This is a genomic window from Pseudomonas guariconensis, assembly GCF_900102675.1.
Lineage (GTDB): Bacteria > Pseudomonadota > Gammaproteobacteria > Pseudomonadales > Pseudomonadaceae > Aquipseudomonas > Aquipseudomonas guariconensis.
Map to the genome: position 1 here is coordinate 193989 of NZ_FMYX01000008.1, position 19949 is coordinate 213937.

A 19949-nucleotide genomic window follows, 5' to 3' on the forward strand; every position below is an offset into this window, starting at 1 on the left:
TGCTCCCGCTCGGCTCAAATCTGGCATAACACTTGCTCAAGCCACGTCATCCTTCTTTGAAACCCCGATGGACGACGGATTATTGGCATGGCGAAGAGCGAAGCAGTCAAAGACCCCGCCACTAAAGGCAAACTCAAGCTGATCCTCCTGCTGGTGCTCGCATTGCTGCTGGCCGTAGGCCTGTCGGTGGGCGCCACGTGGTTCGTCATGCACAAGAGCGAGTCGGCACCCGCTGTCGATCCTGCCCAGGCCAACGTCAAGGCGGCGGCGATCTATGAGCCGCTGGCGCCGGCTTTCGTGGTCAATTTCAACCAGAACGGCCGCCAGCGCTACATGCAGGTGAGCATCACCATGCAGGGGCGCAACCAGGCCGACCTGGACGCACTCAAGGTGCACATGCCTGTGATCCGCAACAACCTGGTCATGATGTTCTCGGGACAAGGTTTCGACACCCTGGCCAGCAGCCCGGTAGGCCAGGAGATGCTGCGCCAGAAGGCCACCGCGGTGGTGCAGGAAGTGGCGCAGAAGGAAGTCGGCAAGCCGGTCGTGGACCAGCTGCTGTTCACCAATTTCGTATTGCAGTAGGAGCCCGAAATGGCCGTGCAGGACCTGCTGTCCCAGGATGAGATCGACGCCCTGTTGCATGGCGTCGATGATGGTCTGGTACAAACCGAAAGCGCCGCCGAGCCCGGTGGCGTCAAAAGCTATGACCTGACCAGCCAGGATCGGATCGTCCGCGGACGCATGCCGACCCTGGAGATGATCAACGAACGCTTCGCCCGCTATACCCGCATCAGCATGTTCAACCTGCTGCGTCGCTCCGCCGACGTGGCGGTCGGCGGCGTGCAGGTGATGAAGTTCGGCGAGTACGTGCATTCGCTGTATGTCCCGACCAGTCTGAACCTGGTCAAGATCAAGCCGCTGCGCGGCACTTCGTTGTTCATCCTCGACGCCAAGCTGGTGTTCAAGCTGGTGGACAACTTCTTCGGTGGCGATGGCCGTCACGCCAAGATCGAAGGTCGTGAATTCACGCCCACCGAGCTGCGCGTGGTGCGCATGGTGCTCGACCAGGCCTTCGTCGACCTCAAGGAAGCCTGGCAGGCAATCATGCCGATCAACTTCGAGTACATAAACTCCGAGGTCAACCCGGCCATGGCCAACATCGTCGGCCCGAGCGAGGCGGTGGTGGTCTCGACGTTCCATATCGAACTGGACGGCGGTGGCGGCGACCTGCACGTGACCATGCCGTACTCGATGATCGAACCGGTGCGCGAGATGCTCGATGCGGGCTTCCAGTCCGACCTGGACGACCAGGACGAGCGTTGGGTCAAGGCCCTGCGCGAAGACGTGCTCGATGTCAGCGTGCCGCTCTCGGCCACCGTGGCCCGCCGTCAGCTCAAGCTGCGCGACATCCTGCACATGCAGCCGGGCGATGTGATCCCCGTCGAGTTGCCCGAGCACCTGGTGCTGCGCGCCAACGGCGTGCCGTCGTTCAAGGCGCGCCTGGGCTCGCACAAGGGCACCTTGTCGCTGCAGATCATCGACCCGATCGAACGTCGCTGACGGCGTGCCGGTCGCTCCTTCCGAATTGAATGCCTGTCGAGGACATCATGGCTAACGAAAACGAAATCACCTCCCCGGAGGAACAGGCTCTGGCCGATGAGTGGGCTGCCGCCCTGCAGGAAACCGGCGACGCCGGCCAGGCCGACATCGATGCACTGCTGGCTGCCGACAGCGGCAAGTCCGGCGCCGGCCGCCTGCCGATGGAAGAGTTCGCAAGCTCCCCCAAGCCCAATGAAAACGTCAGCCTCGAGGGGCCGAACCTGGATGTGATCCTGGATATCCCGGTGAACATTTCCATGGAAGTGGGCAGCACCGAAATCAGCATCCGCAACTTGCTGCAGCTCAACCAGGGCTCGGTGATCGAGCTTGATCGCCTGGCGGGCGAGCCGTTGGACGTGCTGGTCAACGGCACCTTGATCGCCCACGGCGAGGTGGTGGTGGTCAACGAGAAGTTCGGCATCCGCCTGACCGACGTGATCAGCCCCAGCGAACGCATCAAGAAGCTGCGCTGAGTGAAGGGGTCGATGCGGGCCGTGATGGCCTTCGGCGCATTGCTCGTCAGCGAGACGGTGATCGCGGCCACCCAGGCAGCGGCACCCGCTGCGGCCGCACCCGGCAGCCTCAGCGGGCAGTTGGCACAGATGGTCTTCGGCCTGTTGCTGGTGGTCGGCCTGATCTTCGCCCTTGCCTGGTTGCTGCGCCGCATGCAGGGCGCGACACCGCGCGGTGGGCAGGTGATCGATATCGTCGGCAGCCGGACGATCGGCCCGCGTGACCGCCTGCTGCTGGTGCAGGTGGGCAAGGAGCAGATCCTCATCGGTCACTCGCCCGGCAACATCGAGGCATTGCATGTGTTGGCCGAGCCTGTGGAGGTGCCCGCCAGTGCCCGCCCGGCCACGCCGGAGTTCGCCCAGCGGCTGCTCGAGCTGATGGGCAAGGATCAGAAGGACAAGAAGTGATGACCGGCGCATTGCGCTCATTGTTGACCCTGGCGCTGCTGCTGGCTGCGCCGATGGCCTTGGCTGCCGACCCGCTGTCGATTCCGGCCATCACCCTGTCCAATGGGGCGGACGGCCAGCAGGAGTATTCGGTCAGCCTGCAAATCCTGCTGATCATGACGGCGCTGAGTTTCATTCCGGCGTTCGTCATCCTGATGACCAGCTTCACCCGCATCATCATTGTCTTTTCCATCCTGCGTCAGGCCCTGGGCCTGCAGCAGACGCCTTCGAACCAGGTGCTGACCGGCATGGCGTTGTTCCTGACGCTGTTCATCATGGCCCCGGTGTTCGACCGGGTGAACCAGGACGCCATCCAGCCCTACCTGAACGAGCAGATGACCGCCCAGCAAGCCATCGACAAGGCCCAGGGGCCGCTGAAGGACTTCATGCTGGCCCAGACCCGGCAAAGCGACCTGGACCTGTTCGTGCGCCTGTCCAAACGCACCGACATCGCCAGCCCTGAACAGGCGCCATTGACCATCCTGGTACCGGCGTTCGTCACCTCGGAGCTCAAGACCGCGTTCCAGATCGGCTTCATGATCTTCATTCCGTTCTTGATCATCGACATGGTGGTGGCCAGCGTGCTGATGGCCATGGGCATGATGATGCTCTCGCCGCTGATCATCTCGCTGCCGTTCAAGATCATGCTGTTCGTCCTGGTCGATGGCTGGGCGTTGATCATGGGTACCCTGGCCGGCAGTTTCGGTGGCGTCTGAGGCCATCAAGGAGAGCCCTGTATGACACCTGAAGTAGCCTTGGATTTGTTCCGCGATGCCCTCTGGATGACGGCCATGATGGTGGCCATCCTGGTAGTGCCAAGCCTGCTGGTCGGTCTGGTGGTGGCGATGTTCCAGGCGGCGACCCAGATCAACGAACAGACGCTCAGTTTCCTGCCGCGCCTGCTGGTGATGCTGGTGACCCTGATTGTCGTCGGGCCTTGGCTCCTGCAGCGTTTCATGGAGTATTTCAATCGCCTGTACACCAGCATTCCGCAGCTGATTGGTTGATGCGGCCATGCTGGAGCTGACCGACAGTCAGATTGGCACTTGGGTCGCCACGTTCATCCTGCCGTTGTTCAGAGTGACGGCGGTTCTGATGACCATGCCGATTTTTGGCACACGGATGCTGCCCGCGCGCATCCGCCTCTACGCTGCCTTGGCTATCACGGTTGTTATCGTGCCGGGATTGCCGCCATTGCCAGAATTCGACCCGTTGAGCTTGCGTGGCATGTTGCTGTGTGGGGAACAGATCATCGTCGGTGCAGTGTTCGGGCTTGCCCTGCAAATGCTCTTTCAGGCATTCGTGGTAGCGGGGCAGATCATCGCTGTGCAGATGGGTATGGCATTTGCCTCTATGGTTGATCCTGCCAATGGTGTCAACGTGGCGGTCGTCAGCCAATTCATGACAATGTTGGTCAGCGTGTTGTTCCTGGTGATGAACGGACACTTGGTGGTGTTCGAAGTGCTGACCGAGAGCTTTACTACCTTGCCGGTGGGCAGTGCGTTGGTAGTCAATCATTTCTGGGAGATGGCCGGACGGTTGAGTTGGGTGCTGGGCGCCGCCTTGCTGTTGGTGTTGCCGGCGATTACCGCGCTGTTGGTCATCAATATCGCTTTTGGCGTAATGTCACGCGCGGCGCCCCAACTGAACATCTTCTCCATTGGCTTTCCGCTGACCTTGGTATTGGGCATGGTCATCTTTTGGATCGCCTTGGCCGACATGCTTTCCCATTATCAATTGTTGGCCAGCGAGGCGCTGCAATGGCTGCGTGAGCTGGCAAGGGCGCGCTGAGCATGGCAGAGAGCGAAAGCGGTCAGGACAAGACAGAAGAGCCCACCGACAAACGCCGGCGCGATGCGCGTGAAAAGGGCGAGGTGGCCCGTTCCAAGGAACTCAACACGGTAGCGGTGACCCTTGCCGGTGCGGGCAGTTTGTTGGCATTCGGTGGGTTTCTGGCGGAAACGCTCATGGATCTGATGCGTTTGAGTTTTAGTCTCACCCGGGAGATGGTGGTGGACGAAAGCGCCATGGGAGGGTTGCTCCTGGCCTCGGGCAAGATGGCGATCTGGGCGGTGCAGCCAGTGTTGATCCTGCTGTTCGTGATTTCCTTCATCGCGCCGATCGCTCTGGGCGGTTTTCTGTTCTCTGGAAGTTTGTTGCAGCCGAAGTTCAGTCGCATGAACCCGTTGTCGGGTATCAAACGCATGTTCTCCCTCAATGCGCTGACTGAGCTGCTCAAGGCCCTTGCCAAATTCTTCGTGATCCTGCTGGTGGCACTGGCGGTGTTGTCCAATGATCGTGAGGCGTTGTTGGCGATCGCCAATGAGCCGCTTGATCAAGCCATCATCCATAGCGTCCAGGTGGTCGGGTGGAGTGCATTGTGGATGGCTGCCGGGTTGTTGTTGATCGCGGTGGTGGATGTGCCGTTCCAAATTTGGCAGGCGCATAACAAGTTGAAGATGACCAAGCAGGAAGTGAAGGACGAATACAAGGATTCGGAAGGCAAGCCTGAGGTCAAGCAACGGATCCGTCAGTTGCAGCGCGAAGCCTCGCAGCGGCGCATGATGGCGGCGGTGCCCGATGCCGATGTGATCATCACCAACCCCACGCACTATGCCGTGGCGCTCAAGTACGACCCGGAGTCGGGTGGTGTGGCGCCTTTGCTGCTGGCCAAGGGGACGGACTTCATCGCGTTGAAGATCCGCGAGATCGGGGTTGAGCACCAGGTGCAGATCCTTGAGTCGCCGGCGTTGGCGCGGGCGATCTACTACTCCACCGAGCTTGAGCAGGAGATTCCGGCGGGGTTGTACCTGGCGGTGGCGCAGGTGCTGGCTTATGTGTTCCAGATCCGGCAATACCGGGCGGGGAAGGGCAAGGCGCCGGAGCCTTTGAAGCCTGATTTGCCGATTCCGCCGGATTTGCGGCGTGATCGGTGAGTTGCTTTAGGTTGCATTGGTTGGTGTTGGGGCTTGTGGGCATATCCGTTTGATGTGTCGACGCTGATTCACCTTTGCGCCCTTACGGCGGGTCACTTGGTCTTGGTCAAAGTAACCAAAGCCGCTGCGCCTCAGCATTCGCCCCGCTCGTGGCGGTGAGCTGTTGGGCCTATTCGCGGGTTTACCCGCGAAAGGGCCGGAGCAGGCGAAAAGCGCCACCCCCAGAAAACTGGATACACACACGATCCAGAAAACTCCCCCAAAAAAGGCCCAACTCAAAAGTTGGAAGGCTTCTTGCAAAGGCAGCGCCAAACGCCCATTCAGGCGTCAAAGTTTTGCTTGAAGAGGATTTGCGGTGGATCGCACTCAGTTAATCAACAGCGCCCGAAACAACCTGGCTGGTCTCGGCCGGGGCAACCTGGGCGTGCCGCTGTTGCTGCTGGTGATGATGGCAATGATGATGTTGCCGATTCCACCGTTCCTGCTCGACGTTTTCTTCACCTTCAACATCGCCCTGTCGATCGTCGTCCTGCTGGTCTGCGTATACGCCCTGCGCCCGCTGGACTTCGCTGCGTTTCCCACCATCCTGCTCGTGGCAACCTTGCTGCGTCTTGCCCTGAACGTGGCCTCCACGCGTGTGGTCATGCTCCACGGCCAGGAAGGCCACGGTGCTGCGGGCAAGGTGATCCAGGCCTTCGGCGAGGTGGTGATCGGCGGCAACTACGTGGTCGGTGCGGTGGTGTTCGCCATCCTCATGATCATTAACTTCGTCGTGGTCACCAAGGGCGCCGGGCGCATTTCCGAGGTGAGCGCACGTTTCACCCTTGACGCGATGCCTGGCAAGCAGATGGCGATCGACGCCGACCTCAATGCGGGCCTGATCGACCAGGCTCAGGCCAAGGCCCGACGCGCCGAAGTCGCCCAGGAAGCCGAGTTCTATGGCTCCATGGACGGTGCCAGCAAGTTCGTTCGCGGCGACGCCATCGCCGGGCTGCTGATCCTGTTCATCAACCTTATCGGCGGCATGCTCATCGGTATCCTGCAGCATGGCATGTCGGCCGGCGAGGCGGGCAAGGTCTACGCCTTGCTGACCATCGGTGACGGTTTGGTGGCGCAGTTGCCCTCGCTGCTGCTGTCCACCGCCGCCGCGATCATGGTGACCCGAGCCTCCAGTTCCGAGGACATGGGCAAGCTGATCAATCGGCAGATGTTCGACTCGCCCAAAGCGTTGGCTGTTTCGGCGGCGCTGATGATCGTCATGGGCTTGGTTCCGGGCATGCCGCATATCGCCTTCCTGGGGCTTGGCGCGGCGGCCGGGGGCGGTGCCTACCTGGTCTGGCGTCGTCAGCAACAGGCCAAGCTCAAGGCCCAGGAAGAAGCGCAGCGCCAGCAGGACCTGCTGCCATCGCCCCAGCGTGCCTTGGAAACCAAGGAACTGGGTTGGGACGATGTGACGCCAATCGACATGATCGGCCTTGAGGTCGGTTATCGCCTGATTCCGCTGGTGGACCGCAACCAGGGTGGCCAGCTGTTGGCGCGGATCAAGGGGGTGCGCAAGAAGCTGTCCCAGGACCTGGGCTTTCTCATGCCCACTGTGCATATTCGCGACAACCTGGACCTGCAGCCGAGCGCCTATCGCCTCACCTTGATGGGGGTGATCCTGGCTGAGGCGGAGATCTATCCGGACCGGGAGCTGGCCATCAACCCGGGCCAGGTCTTCGGCACGCTCAACGGTATCGCTGCGCGCGACCCGGCGTTTGGTCTTGAGGCGGTGTGGATCGATGTCGGGCAGCGTGCCCAGGCCCAGTCGCTGGGCTACACCGTGGTCGACGCCAGCACGGTGGTGGCCACCCACCTCAACCAGATCCTGCAGAAACATTGCCATGAACTGATCGGCCATGAAGAGGTCCAGCAACTGTTGCAAGTATTGGCCAAAGGTTCGCCTAAACTTGCCGAGGAGCTGGTACCGGGTGTCATTTCGTTGTCAGGCTTGCTCAAGGTCCTGCAGGCGTTGTTGGCCGAGCAGGTGCCGGTGCGGGACATCCGCAGTATCGCCGAGGCAATCGCCAACAATGCTGGCAAGAGTCAAGATACCGCCGCGCTGGTGGCGGCAGTGCGCGTCGGATTGTGTCGCGCCATCGTGCAAAGCATTGTCGGCGTTGAGTCCGAGCTGCCTGTGATCACCCTCGAACCAAGGTTGGAACAGATTTTGCTCAATAGTCTGCAAAGGGCCGGGCAAGGCCAGGAAGACGGTGTTCTCCTGGAGCCGAGCATGGCCGAGAAGCTGCAGCGATCGCTGATCGAAGCGGCCCAGCGTCAGGAGATGCAAGGCCTGCCGGCCATTCTTCTGGTCGCCGGCCCGATCCGCGCCATGCTGTCGCGCTTCGGTCGCCTGGCTGTACCGAATTTGCATGTTCTGGCGTATCAGGAAATACCTGACAACAAGCAAGTCACCATCGTTGCCACCGTGGGCCCCAACGGCTGAGGTAGTGGGTTATGCAAGTTAAGCGTTTTTTCGCCGCCGATATGCGTCAGGCCATGAAGCTGGTCCGGGATGAGCTTGGCTCCGACGCCGCCATCATCGGCAACCGGCGCATCGCCGGCGGTGTCGAGTTGACGGCCGCGCTGGACTACAAGCTGTCCGCCCTGGCCCCACGCGTGCCGAACATCGAACTCGAGGACGAGCTGCGCAAAACCCAGACGCGCATCGCCACCGCCCAGGCCGAACTGAGCACACGCAACGAAAGCGACGAGATCGGCAATCGCCAATTGTTCGCCGGATTGTCGTTGACCGCCTCCGAGCCACTGGTCGAGCCACAGGTTGACGCGCCGGCGCAGGTTGCGGCTCCAGCGCCGGCACCGGTCGATCCGCGTCTGTTCGATGCCATGCGCTCGGAGCTGTCGGGCCTGCGCGAATTGCTCGAAGTCCAGCTCGGATCCCTGGCCTGGAGCCAACTGCAGGGCAACAAGCCGCAGCAGGCCAACCTTTGGCGTCGCTTGCAGCGTATCGGCCTGTCGGGCCCGATCGCTCGCGAAGCACTCGAGCTTGCCGGCGAGATCGAAGACCCGCGCCACGCCTGGCGCATGATCTTGGCCCACCTGGCACGGATGATCCAGGTCCCCGAGATCGAGCCGATCGAAGAGGGCGGTGTGATCGCCATGGTCGGTCCGGCTGGTATGGGCAAGACCACCACGTTGGCAAAGCTGGCGGCGCGCTACGTGCTCAAATACGGCGCCCAGCATCTGGCGCTGGTGAGCATGGACAGCTTCCGCATTGGCGCCCAAGAGCAGCTCAAGACATTGGGGCGCATCCTCAATGTGCCGGTTACCTATGTCGACCCGGGCCAGTCCTTGGCCCAGGCGCTCGATCCGCTGTTGCGCAAGCGCGTGGTGCTGATCGACACCGCAGGCCTGCAGGCCAGCGACCCGGCCCTGCGGCTGCAACTGGAGAGCCTGGCCGGACGCGGCATCGCCGCCAAGAACTACCTGGTACTGGCCACCACCAGCCAGAAGCAGGTGCTGACCGCCGCCTACCACAGCTACAAGCGCTGTGGCCTGGCCGGCTGCATCCTGACCAAGCTTGATGAAACGGCCAGCCTCGGCGAAGTGCTGAGCCTTGCCATCAGTCACGAATTGCCCGTGGCCTATCTGACCGATGGACCGCGCATTCCTGACGACCTGCAACTGCCGCGCAAACATCAGTTAGTCAGCCGTGCGGTCAGTGTGCAGATGCAGGACGAGCCCAGCGAAGAGGCGATGGCCGACATGTTCGCTGATCTCTACCACAACCCAGGCAAGCGTGCGGGTTGACGAATGGACAGCGCAAAGTACCTGCATCCTGAGCGTCGTGTTCAGCTCCTGATGTGGCCTGGGCCCCGAGACAAGGTAAAGAACAAACATGGGTAGCATGCATCCCGTACAGGTGATCGCCGTGACCGGCGGTAAAGGTGGCGTGGGCAAGACCAACGTTTCAGTGAACCTGTCCCTGGCGCTGGCCGAGCTCGGCCGCCGGGTCATGTTGCTGGATGCCGACCTGGGCCTGGCCAACGTCGACGTCCTGCTGGGGCTGTCGCCCAAGCGCACCCTGGCCGATGTCATCGAAGGGCGCTGCGAGCTGCGCGATGTGCTGTTGCAGGGGCCAGGCGGTGTGCGCATCGTGCCGGCCGCCTCCGGCACCCAGAACATGGTGCACCTGGCGCCAGCCCAGCATGCCGGGCTGATCCAGGCGTTCAGCGAGATCGGCGACAACCTCGATGTGCTGGTGATCGATACCGCCGCGGGAATCGGGGACTCGGTGGTGAGCTTCGTGCGCGCCGCGCAGGAGGTGCTGTTGGTGGTCTGCGACGAGCCGACCTCGATCACCGATGCCTACGCCTTGATCAAGCTGCTCAACCGCGATTACGGCATGAACCGCTTCCGGGTCCTGGCCAACATGGCGCAGAGCCCGCAGGAAGGGCGCAACCTGTTTGCCAAGTTGACCAAGGTCACGGATCGCTTCCTGGACGTCGCCTTACAATACGTCGGTGCCGTGCCTTACGACGAATGTGTACGCAAGGCGGTGCAGAAGCAGCGGGCGGTCTATGAGGCCTTCCCTCGATCCAAGTGTGCGCTGGCCTTCAAGGCCATCGCGCAGAAGGTCGACAGCTGGCCGCTGCCTGCCAACCCGCGCGGGCACCTGGAGTTTTTCGTCGAGCGTCTGGTGCAGCCTACCAGCGCAGGACCGGTACTATGAATGCGAGCGGTTTCAAGATGTACAGCCGGGCGGCGCGTGATGCCCAGTACGAACTGGTCGAACGTTATGCCCCTCTGGTCAAGCGCATTGCCTATCACTTGCTGGCGCGCCTGCCGGCCAACGTACAGGTCGAGGACCTGATCCAGGCGGGCATGATCGGCTTGCTGGAAGTGGCCAACAAATACGATGCCAGCAAGGGCGCGAGCTTCGAAACCTACGCCGGCATCCGCATTCGTGGGGCCATGCTCGATGAGGTACGCAAGGGGGATTGGGCGCCGCGTTCGGTACATCGCAACACCCGCATGGTCAGCGACGCGATACGCGCCGTGGAGGCCAGAACCGGTCGCGACGCTAAAGATCATGAAGTTGCTGCCGAACTCCAATTGAGTCTCGATGATTATTACGGGATTCTGAACGACACCCTGGGCAGTCGCCTGTTCAGCTTCGACGACCTCCTGCAGGACGGCGAGCACGAAGGGCTGCACGAGGATGGCGCCAGTGGCCAGCTGGAACCTTCGCGGGACCTGGAAGACGAGCGCTTCCAGGCCGCGCTGACCGAAGCCATCGCCAACCTGCCGGAGCGTGAGCGTCTGGTGCTGGCGCTGTACTACGACGAAGAGCTGAACCTCAAGGAAATCGGTGAGGTGCTTGGGGTCAGCGAGTCGCGTGTCAGCCAGTTGCACAGCCAGTGCGCCGCGCGCCTGCGCAGCCGTCTCGGGGAATGGCGGGCACGTTGAGCCAGGGTTCGCCACCGTCGTTGGATGTTGTACCGAATTGATTGAATGCGCGTCCGGGGGCCGGGCGCGTTTAAGACTGCTTGGAGGTCTAATTGAACAAAGACATGAAAATCCTCATCGTTGACGACTTTTCGACGATGCGGCGGATCATCAAGAACCTGTTGCGTGACCTGGGCTTCACCAACACCGAGGAGGCCGACGACGGCACCACGGCGTTGCCGATGCTGGAAAACGGCCACTATGACTTCCTCGTGACCGACTGGAACATGCCTGGCATGTCCGGCATCGACCTGCTGCGCAAGGTCCGTGCCCATGACCGCCTCAAGGGTATGCCGGTGTTGATGGTGACCGCTGAAGCCAAGCGCGACCAGATCATCGAAGCGGCCCAGGCCGGGGTCAACGGCTATGTGGTCAAGCCCTTCACCGCCCAGGTGCTCAAGGAGAAGATCGAAAAGATCTTCGAACGCGTCAACGGCTGAGTCACGTCAGGGGGCGCCATGGAGCAAATGAACACATCGTTGGGGGAGTTCGAGTCGACCCTGAAGAAACACGCCCAGGAACTGGTCGAGAGCCTCGAGCACGGCCGGTTCGGCGAGGCGGTGCAGCTGATCCACCAGCTGAACCAGACCCGCGACCGCGGCCTGTACCAGGAAGTCGGCAAGCTCACCCGCGAGCTGCACAGTGCGATCGTCAGCTTCCAGATCGACCCGCGCATGCCGCAGGCCGAGGAAGTGTCGCAGATCACCGACGCCACCGAGCGCTTGTCCTACGTGGTCAAGCTCACCGAAGGCGCGGCCAACCGCACCATGGACCTGGTGGAGGCGAGCACGCCGCTGCTCAACGACCTGCAGGCCGAGGCCCAGAATCTGAGCACCGACTGGCAGCGCTTCATGCGCCGTGAAGTCGCAGCGCCGGAGTTTCGTGATCTGGTCAAGCGCGTCGACAGTTTCCTGACGCAAAGCGCCGAGGGGAACCGCAAGGTCGCTGGCCATCTCAACGACATTCTCCTGGCCCAGGACTACCAAGACCTCACCGGTCAGGTGATCAAACGGGTGACCGCGCTGGTCACCGAAGTCGAAAGCAATCTGCTCAAGCTCGTGCTGATGGCCAGCCAGGTCGACCGTTTTGCCGGTATCGAACATGACCACCAGCAGCTGCGTGCTGAAAAAGATCAAGAAAAACATCCGACTCGGGGTGAAGGTCCGCAGATTCATGCCGATAAGCGTGAAGATGTCGTGTCCGGTCAGGACGACGTCGACGATTTGCTGTCCAGCCTGGGTTTTTAGGGAGCACGTTCAATGAGCTTCGGCGCCGATGAAGAAATCCTCCAGGATTTCCTGGTAGAGGCCGGCGAAATCCTCGAGCAACTGTCCGAGCAATTGGTCGAGCTGGAAAGCCGACCGGAAGATGCGGACCTGCTCAATGCGATCTTCCGCGGTTTTCACACTGTAAAAGGGGGCGCCGGCTTCCTTCAGCTCAATGAGCTGGTGGAGTGCTGCCATATCGCCGAGAACGTGTTCGACATCCTGCGCAAAGGTGAGCGCCGGGTCGATGCGGAATTGATGGATGTGGTGCTCGAGGCACTGGATACGGTCAACAGCATGTTTGGCCAGGTGCGCGAGCGCAGCGACATTACCCCGGCCACGCCGGAGTTGCTGGCCGCACTGTCGCGTCTGGCCGAGCCGGCCGGTGCCGAGGCCCCAGCGCCTGCGGCCCAGGCTCCAGCCGTCGCCGAAGCCGAGCCTGCGGTCGAGCCCGACATCACCGATAGCGAGTTCGAACAACTGCTCGACTCGCTCGATGCGGTGAAGGCCCAGGCCGAGGCTACCGAACAGCTGCAGGGTGAGGTCGCGGGAAGCGACAGCGACGAGATCACCGATGCCGAGTTCGAGTCGCTGCTCGATCAGTTGCATGGCAAAGGCCAGTTTTCTGCCCAGACGCCTGCGCCTGTGTCGGCTGACAGCGTCGCGGCGCCGAGCAGCGATGAAATCACCGACGATGAATTCGAAGCGTTGCTCGATCAGTTGCACGGCAAGGGCACCTTCGCCGCCGATGCACTGCCCGGCGCCACGGCCCAGGCACCTGCTTCGGTCGAGGCGGGCGCCCAAAGTGGTGACATCACCGAGCACGAATTCGAAGCTTTGCTGGATCAGCTACACGGCAAAGGCAAGTTCTCCAGTGACGCGGCCGTGGCTGCGCCTGAGGCCGTGGCGGCCTCTGCCGTGGCCAAGGCCGACAGCAAGCCTGTCGCCAAGCCTGAACCGGCGCCGGTGGCCAAGCCTGCGGCTGCCAAACCGGCCGCGCCGGCCCGCGCAGCAGCCCCAGCCGCCGAAAAGCCTACGGCCAGCGAAGCGGAAACCACTGTGCGGGTCGACACCGCGCGCCTGGACGAGATCATGAACATGGTCGGCGAACTGGTGCTGGTGCGTAACCGTCTGGTACGCCTGGGCCTGAACAGCGGCGATGAGGCCATGTCCAAGGCTGTGTCCAACCTCGACGTGGTCACCGCCGACCTGCAGACCGCGGTCATGAAGACCCGCATGCAGCCCATCAAGAAGGTCTTCGGCCGCTTCCCACGGCTGGTTCGCGACTTGGCCCGCCAGCTCAAGAAGGAAATCAACTTGGAGCTGGTCGGTGAGGACACCGACCTGGACAAGAACCTGGTCGAGGCCTTGGCCGACCCGCTGGTGCACTTGGTACGCAACGCCGTCGACCATGGCATCGAAATGCCCGAGGAGCGCGAAGGCGCCGGCAAGGCACGGACCGGCCACGTGGTGCTGTCGGCCGAGCAGGAAGGCGACCACATCCTGCTGTCGATCTCCGACGACGGCAAGGGCATGGACCCTAACATCCTGCGGGCCAAGGCTGTCGAAAAGGGCCTGATGGACAAGGATGCCGCCGATCGCCTGAGCGAATCCGATTGCTACAACCTGATCTTCGCGCCGGGCTTTTCCACCAAGACCGAGATCTCCGACGTGTCCGGTCGCGGTGTGGGCATGGACGTGGTCAAGACCAAGATCTCCCAGCTCAACGGCTCGATCAACATCTTCTCGGCCAAGGGCCAGGGTTCGAAGATCGTCATCAAGGTGCCCTTGACGCTGGCGATAATGCCGACCTTGATGGTGATGCTGGGCAACCAGGCGTTCGCCTTCCCGCTGGTCAACGTCAACGAGATCTTCCACCTGGACCTGTCGCGCACCAACGTGGTCGACGGCCAGGAAGTGGTGATCGTGCGCGACAAGGCGCTGCCACTGTTCTATCTCAAGCGGTGGCTGGTCCAGGACCAGGTGCATGAGGAGCAGCGCGAAGGCCACGTGGTGATCCTGTCGGTCGGCACCCAGCGTATCGGCTTCGTGGTCGATCAGCTGGTGGGCCAGGAAGAGGTGGTGATCAAGCCGCTGGGCAAGATGCTCCAGGGCACCCCGGGCATGTCCGGCGCGACCATCACCGGCGACGGTCGCATCGCGTTGATCCTCGATGTGCCGAGCATGCTCAAGCGTTACGCCGCCCGGCGAATTTGATTTCGGTGGCGCACCTTGGCGGTTGCGCCGCCTAATGGAGTGTTTATGGCAGTCAAGGTCCTGGTGGTGGATGATTCCGGTTTCTTCCGCCGCCGCGTCTCGGAAATTCTCTCGGCCGACCCGACTATCCAGGTCGTGGGTACCGCGACAAATGGCAAGGAAGCGATCGACCAGGCAATCGCCCTCAAGCCGGATGTCATCACCATGGACTATGAAATGCCCATGATGGATGGCATCACGGCAGTGCGGCACATCATGCAGCGCTGCCCGACGCCGGTATTGATGTTCTCCTCGCTGACCCACGAAGGCGCCCGGGTCACCCTCGACGCCCTGGATGCCGGCGCGGTGGACTACCTGCCGAAGAACTTCGAGGACATCTCGCGCAACCCGGACAAAGTCCGGCAGTTGCTGTGCGAGAAGGTCCACACCATTTCGCGCAGCAACCGCCGGTTCGGCGGTTTCGCGACGGCGAGCCCGGCGCCTGCGCCTGCCAGCCATGCACCGACCAGCAGCTTCGCAAGCCCTTCGACGGCTCGCGTTTCGACCCCGGCTGCGTCTGTGGCCCGTCCGGCGTCCAGCAGCCATTCGCCAGCACCCAAGCGCAAGCCCTACAAGTTGGTCGCCATTGGCACGTCCACCGGCGGCCCGGTGGCGCTGCAGCGGGTGCTGACGCAACTGCCGGCCAGCTTCCCGGCGCCGATCGTGCTGATCCAGCACATGCCGGCGGCCTTCACCAAGGCCTTTGCCGAGCGCCTGGACAAACTGTGCAAGATCAGTGTCAAGGAAGCCGAGGATGGCGACATGCTGCGCCCGGGGTTGGCCCTGCTGGCCCCTGGCGGCAAGCAGATGATGATCGACGGCCGTGGCGCGGTGAAGATCCTGCCGGGCGATGAGCGCCTGAACTACAAGCCCTGCGTGGATATCACGTTCGGCTCGGCGGCCAAGTCCTATGGAGACAAGGTCCTGTCTGTGGTTCTCACCGGCATGGGCGCTGACGGTCGCGAAGGGGCCCGCCTGCTCAAGCAGGGCGGCAGCACCGTCTGGGCCCAGGATGAGGCCAGCTGCGTGATCTATGGCATGCCGATGGCCATCGTCAAGGCCAACCTGGCCGATGCAGTTTACAGCCTGGACGAGATCGGCAAGCATCTGGTCGAGGCGTGCGTCTGATGGATGTCCTGAGCCTGATTGGCCTGATCCTCGCGTTCGTCGCCATCGTCGGCGGCAACTTCCTGGAAGGCGGCCATGTCGGTGCCTTGCTCAACGGCCCGGCGGCGTTGATCGTGCTGGGCGGTACCCTGGCGGCGGCGCTGCTGCAGTCGCCGCTGTCGGCCTTCAAGCGGGCATTGCAGATCCTGCGCTGGATTTTCTTCCCGCCGCGCGTTGACCTGCCCGGCGGTATCGATCGGGTCGTCAACTGGAGCCTGACCGCGCGCAAGGAAGGCCTGCTGGGTCTTGAAGGGGTGGCGGACGCCGAACCCGACCCGTATGCGCGCAAGGGCCTGCAACTGCTGGTGGACGGCGCGGAGCCCGAGTCGATCCGCAGCATCCTCGAGGTCGACTTCCTGACCCAGGAGAGTCGCGACATCCAAGCGGCCAAGGTGTTCGAAAGCATGGGCGGCTATGCGCCGACCATCGGCATCATCGGCGCGGTCATGGGCTTGATCCATGTGATGGGCAATCTGGCCGACCCATCTCAGCTGGGCAATGGCATTGCGGTGGCTTTCGTCGCCACCATCTATGGCGTGGCCAGCGCCAACCTGATCCTGCTGCCGATCGCCAACAAGCTCAAGGCCATCGCGCTGCGCCAGTCGCGCTACCGCGAAATGCTGCTCGAAGGCCTGCTGTCGATCGCAGAAGGGGAGAACCCACGCTCGATCGAGCTGAAGCTGCAAGGCTTCATGGAGTAAGCCATGGCCCGCCGTCGTCACACCGAGGAACACGAAAACCACGAACGCTGGCTGGTGTCGTACGCCGACTTCATCACCTTGCTGTTCGCCTTCTTCGTGGTCATGTATTCGATCTCCTCGATCAACGAGGGCAAGTACAAGGTCATCTCCCAGGCTCTGCTCGGCGTATTCAACGACCCTGAGCGCAGCATGAAGCCCATCCCGATCGGCGATGAGCGCCCGCTCAGCGTCAAACCCGCCGAGCCGCTGATCAAGGACAGCGAGCAAACCGACGCAGGCCTTGCCCAGAGCAATGCCGACCCGTTGAAGACCATTAGCGATGACGTGCGCGACGCCTTTGGCGACCTGATCAAATCCGACCAAATGACCGTGCGCGGCAACGAACTGTGGGTCGAGATCGAGCTCAACTCATCGCTGCTGTTCGGCAGCGGTGACGCCATGCCCAGCGACACAGCGTTCTCGATCATCGAGAAGGTGGCCAACATCCTCAAGCCTTACGCCAACCCGGTGCACGTCGAAGGGTTCACTGACAACCTGCCGATCCGTACCGCTCAATACCCGACCAATTGGGAGCTGTCCTCTGCCCGAGCGGCGAGCATCGTCCGCCTGCTGGCGATGAACGGTGTGAACCCGGCGCGCATGGCCTCGGTGGGGTATGGCGAGTACCAGCCGGTGGCCAGCAACGAGACGGCCGAAGGGCGGGCGCGTAACCGTCGAGTGGTGCTGGTGATTTCCCGCAACCTGGAAGTACGCCGCAGCCTGACCGGGTCCGGTAGCGCCAATGCCACGCCGGACGCGGCCTTGCGGCGGGCTGGCACACAAACTGCACCGACAACGCCTGCACCGGCGGTTGGGGGCTGAGCCCGTCAATTGTCCGTCACTGAATTCAAACCGTTCCCGGCAGGGCAGGCGGCCATTGCGGGGGGAAGCAACGCACGATGAGAGTCTGGGCAGTAGCCAATCAAAAAGGTGGCGTCGGCAAGACCACCACCACCATCGCCTTGGCCGGGTTGCTGGCCGAAGCGGGCAAGCGCGTGGTCGTCGTCGACCTCGACCCGCACGGCTCGATGACCAGCTACTTCGGGCACAACCCTGATGCCCTGGAGCACAGCTGCTACGACCTGTTCCTGCACAAGGGCACGGTGCCCGAGGGCTTGCCAGGACAACTGTTGCTGCCCACCAGCGACGAGCGTATCTCGCTGCTGCCTTCGAGCACCGCATTGGCCGTGCTCGAACGCCAGTCGCCGGGGCAGAGTGGCTTGGGCCTGGTGATCGCCAAGAGTCTGGCGCAGCTGTGGCAGGATTTCGACTTCGCCCTGATCGACAGCCCTCCGCTTTTGGGGGTGCTGATGGTCAATGCCCTGGCTGCCAGCCAGCAGTTGGTGATCCCGGTGCAAACCGAGTTTCTCGCGGTCAAGGGCCTGGAGCGCATGGTCGGGACATTGGCCATGGTCAACCGCTCGCGGCGCCAGGCGCTGCCCTACCAGATCGTGCCGACCTTGTTCGACCGTCGCACCCAGGCGTCTCTTGGCACGCTCAAGGTCTTGCGTGACAGCTATGGTGAGCAGGTCTGGCAAGGCTACATCCCGGTCGACACGCGCCTGCGCGATGCCAGCCGGGCGGGGGTCACACCTTCGCAGTTCGATGGCAAGAGCCGGGGGCTGATCGCCTACCGGGCACTGCTCAAGCATCTGTTGACCTACAAACCCGCATTGCAGGTGGCCTGATGAACCCAGCACGGCAGACCACCACCAAGCCGCAATTGGCCTTGCAGTCCTACCTCGATGGCCTGTTGCAGGACGCCACCGAGGAGCTCGATGCGCCCCAAGCGCCGGCTGAAGAGGCGATCGTCGATGAATTCGCCGCCGCGGTGCGTGAGGAGCAAGCCAGGGACGCTGAGCGTCAGGCCGCCCCAGCAGCAGTTGTTGCGCGACCCTTCGCCGAGCCCAGTGCAGTGGCCGTGTTGCCAACGGTCCTGAAACCGGTCGAGGTGACGCCGGAGCCTGCGGCCGTCAACGTCGAACCCGAAACTCCAGCAGTCGAGGCCCAGGCAATCGAGCCGGTGGCGCCACTGGTGGATGTCTACCTGCCGGCCGCCAATCCTCCTGTGCCACCGGCGACGGTGGACGGTCGCCCGGCCTGGGCGGCAGAGCCCTTCGAGTGCTTGCTGTTCGATGTCGCAGGGCTGACCCTGGCGGTGCCGCTGGTCTGCCTGGGCTCGATCTACAGCCTGGCGGGTCAGGAGTTGACGCCGCTGTTCGGCCAGCCTGACTGGTTCCTGGGCATCCTTACGTGCCAGGCGGGCAATCTCAAGGTCCTGGATACCGCGCGCTGGGTCATGCCCGACCGCTATCGCGACGATTTCCGCCAGGGCCTGCAGTACGTGATTTCCGTCCAGGGCTATGAATGGGGGCTGGCCGTGCATCAGGTCAGCCGCTCCCTGCGCCTGGACCCGGCCGAGATCAAGTGGCGCAGCCAGCGTGGCCAGCGGCCCTGGCTGGCCGGCACCGTGATCGAACACATGTGCGCCTTGCTCGATGTCGCTGAACTGGCCGAGCTGATCGCCAGCGGCGCCGTCAAGCAAATGCATGCCAAACACCAATGACTGAAGGCCACAACTGCCGTGGCCATAGCGAGCACACCGCCAATGGCGGATTTTGAGGGGTAGGGGAATGAAAAAGTCGTCTGCACAAGGTTCCGAAGATCCGATCCTGCAATGGGTAACCTTCCGCCTGGACAATGAGTCCTATGGCATCAACGTCATGCAGGTGCAGGAAGTCCTGCGCTATACCGAGATCGCTCCGGTGCCTGGTGCGCCGAGCTACGTGCTGGGCATCATCAACCTGCGCGGCAACGTGGTCACGGTGATCGACACCCGTCAGCGTTTCGGTCTGATGCCGACCGAAGTCACTGACAACACCCGCATCGTCATCATCGAGGCGGACAAGCAAGTGGTGGGCATCTTGGTCGACAGCGTGGCCGAAGTGGTCTACCTGCGTCAGTCCGAGATCGAGACCGCGCCGAATGTCGGCAACGAAGAGTCGGCCAAGTTCATCCAGGGCGTGTGCAACAAGAACGGCGAGCTGCTGATTCTGGTCGAGCTGGACAAAATGATGACCGAGGAAGAGTGGTCCGAGCTGGAGAACATCTGAGTTGATTTTCGAGGCTGCTGTCGTTTTCCTGGCGCTGCTCTGGGCCCTGAGCCTGTGGTTCTTCCTCAACTACAGCAAGCGCCAGCGTGAGCTGGCGGCCCAGCAGGCCCAGGGCGATGCGCTGCGAGACCAGCGCATCAAGGACCTGGCCAAGCGTCTGGATGACTACCAGAACGGCACGGTGCGCATGGGCGAGGCGATCCATGAATTGCGCGCAGTGCTCGCGCCGTTGCCGGATAAACTCCAGCAACTGGAGCAGCGCGACCCCAACAGCGTGACGTTCACCCAGGCGGCCAAGCTGGTGGGCATGGGGGCCAGCATCGATGAGCTGACCCGCACCTGTGGCCTGACCCAAGCCGAGGCGGAGCTGATGAGCAAGCTGCACCGCGGCGAATGACGGGTC

The 19949-nt window shown here is 62.5% G+C and carries 22 protein-coding genes; all 22 read left to right on the top strand.

The annotated features are described in order from the left end of the window. Positions 1–87: 87 nt before the first annotated feature. Entirely contained in the window at positions 88–585 is a 498-nt protein-coding gene (gene fliL / locus BLS27_RS15230) for a flagellar basal body-associated protein FliL (protein WP_043212786.1), read from the top strand. Between the two features lie 9 nt (positions 586–594). Beyond that, on the top strand, positions 595–1563 hold the full coding sequence (gene fliM, locus BLS27_RS15235) for a flagellar motor switch protein FliM (protein WP_090345488.1): 969 nt from the start codon (positions 595–597) through the stop codon (positions 1561–1563). A gap of 47 nt (positions 1564–1610) precedes the next feature. Beyond that, positions 1611–2075 (top strand): flagellar motor switch protein FliN, encoded by a 465-nt coding sequence (gene fliN / locus BLS27_RS15240; RefSeq protein ID WP_043212852.1) that lies wholly within the window; start codon positions 1611–1613, stop codon positions 2073–2075. Positions 2076–2087: 12 nt separating this feature from the next. Further along, positions 2088–2522: a flagellar biosynthetic protein FliO gene (gene fliO / locus BLS27_RS15245; protein WP_167358105.1), complete on the top strand. Its 435-nt coding sequence runs from the start codon at positions 2088–2090 to the stop codon at positions 2520–2522. Beyond that, positions 2522–3277, top strand: a complete 756-nt coding sequence (fliP, locus tag BLS27_RS15250) for a flagellar type III secretion system pore protein FliP (protein ID WP_043212790.1) — start codon at positions 2522–2524, stop codon at positions 3275–3277. Before fliO ends, fliP begins: the two co-directional genes overlap by 1 nt. Before the next feature lie 21 nt (positions 3278–3298). Continuing rightward, positions 3299–3568: a flagellar biosynthesis protein FliQ gene (gene fliQ, locus BLS27_RS15255; protein ID WP_090345491.1), complete on the top strand. Its 270-nt coding sequence runs from the start codon at positions 3299–3301 to the stop codon at positions 3566–3568. Positions 3569–3575: 7 nt separating this feature from the next. Then, positions 3576–4352 carry a flagellar biosynthetic protein FliR gene (gene fliR / locus BLS27_RS15260; protein ID WP_090345493.1) on the top strand — a complete coding sequence of 259 codons (777 nt, stop codon included), beginning with the start codon at positions 3576–3578 and terminating at the stop codon, positions 4350–4352. Between the two features lie 2 nt (positions 4353–4354). Then, entirely contained in the window at positions 4355–5497 is a 1143-nt protein-coding gene (gene flhB, locus BLS27_RS15265) for a flagellar biosynthesis protein FlhB (protein ID WP_090345495.1), read from the top strand. A 355-nt stretch (positions 5498–5852) separates the two neighbouring features. Continuing rightward, on the top strand, positions 5853–7982 hold the full coding sequence (flhA, locus tag BLS27_RS15270) for a flagellar biosynthesis protein FlhA (RefSeq protein ID WP_043212797.1): 2130 nt from the start codon (positions 5853–5855) through the stop codon (positions 7980–7982). An 11-nt stretch (positions 7983–7993) separates the two neighbouring features. Next, a complete protein-coding gene (flhF, locus tag BLS27_RS15275; protein ID WP_043212799.1) occupies positions 7994–9307 on the top strand; it encodes a flagellar biosynthesis GTPase FlhF in 1314 nt (437 codons plus the stop codon). Between the two features lie 88 nt (positions 9308–9395). Next, on the top strand, positions 9396–10229 hold the full coding sequence (gene fleN / locus BLS27_RS15280; protein WP_043212801.1) for a flagellar synthesis regulator FleN: 834 nt from the start codon (positions 9396–9398) through the stop codon (positions 10227–10229). After that, positions 10226–10966: an RNA polymerase sigma factor FliA gene (gene fliA / locus BLS27_RS15285; RefSeq protein WP_043212803.1), complete on the top strand. Its 741-nt coding sequence runs from the start codon at positions 10226–10228 to the stop codon at positions 10964–10966. The genes fleN and fliA overlap by 4 nt, the downstream gene beginning before the upstream one ends. 104 nt (positions 10967–11070) lie before the next feature. Then, on the top strand, positions 11071–11445 hold the full coding sequence (locus tag BLS27_RS15290; protein WP_011534888.1) for a chemotaxis response regulator CheY: 375 nt from the start codon (positions 11071–11073) through the stop codon (positions 11443–11445). Positions 11446–11463: 18 nt separating this feature from the next. Continuing rightward, a complete protein-coding gene (locus BLS27_RS15295; protein ID WP_043212807.1) occupies positions 11464–12252 on the top strand; it encodes a protein phosphatase CheZ in 789 nt (262 codons plus the stop codon). Between the two features lie 12 nt (positions 12253–12264). After that, positions 12265–14487 carry a chemotaxis protein CheA gene (locus BLS27_RS15300; protein WP_090345497.1) on the top strand — a complete coding sequence of 741 codons (2223 nt, stop codon included), beginning with the start codon at positions 12265–12267 and terminating at the stop codon, positions 14485–14487. Between the two features lie 45 nt (positions 14488–14532). Continuing rightward, complete coding sequence (locus BLS27_RS15305; RefSeq protein ID WP_090345499.1) at positions 14533–15654, top strand: protein-glutamate methylesterase/protein-glutamine glutaminase; 1122 nt, start codon at positions 14533–14535, stop codon at positions 15652–15654. Continuing rightward, the gene (locus tag BLS27_RS15310) at positions 15654–16394 is read left to right on the top strand and encodes a flagellar motor protein (RefSeq protein WP_043212813.1); all 741 of its coding nucleotides are present in this window, start codon (positions 15654–15656) and stop codon (positions 16392–16394) included. The genes BLS27_RS15305 and BLS27_RS15310 overlap by 1 nt, the downstream gene beginning before the upstream one ends. Positions 16395–16397: 3 nt before the next feature. After that, on the top strand, positions 16398–17255 hold the full coding sequence (motD, locus tag BLS27_RS15315) for a flagellar motor protein MotD (RefSeq protein ID WP_043212815.1): 858 nt from the start codon (positions 16398–16400) through the stop codon (positions 17253–17255). Positions 17256–17332: 77 nt separating this feature from the next. Then, a complete protein-coding gene (locus tag BLS27_RS15320; protein ID WP_043212817.1) occupies positions 17333–18121 on the top strand; it encodes a ParA family protein in 789 nt (262 codons plus the stop codon). Then, the gene (locus BLS27_RS15325; RefSeq protein ID WP_043212820.1) at positions 18121–18999 is read left to right on the top strand and encodes a CheW domain-containing protein; all 879 of its coding nucleotides are present in this window, start codon (positions 18121–18123) and stop codon (positions 18997–18999) included. Before BLS27_RS15320 ends, BLS27_RS15325 begins: the two co-directional genes overlap by 1 nt. Before the next feature lie 67 nt (positions 19000–19066). Further along, positions 19067–19546, top strand: coding sequence for a chemotaxis protein CheW (locus BLS27_RS15330; RefSeq protein ID WP_003254393.1), 480 nt, complete (start codon positions 19067–19069; stop codon positions 19544–19546). Position 19547: 1 nt separating this feature from the next. Beyond that, positions 19548–19943 carry a DUF2802 domain-containing protein gene (locus tag BLS27_RS15335; RefSeq protein ID WP_070577156.1) on the top strand — a complete coding sequence of 132 codons (396 nt, stop codon included), beginning with the start codon at positions 19548–19550 and terminating at the stop codon, positions 19941–19943. The last annotated feature ends 6 nt before the right edge of the window (positions 19944–19949 follow it).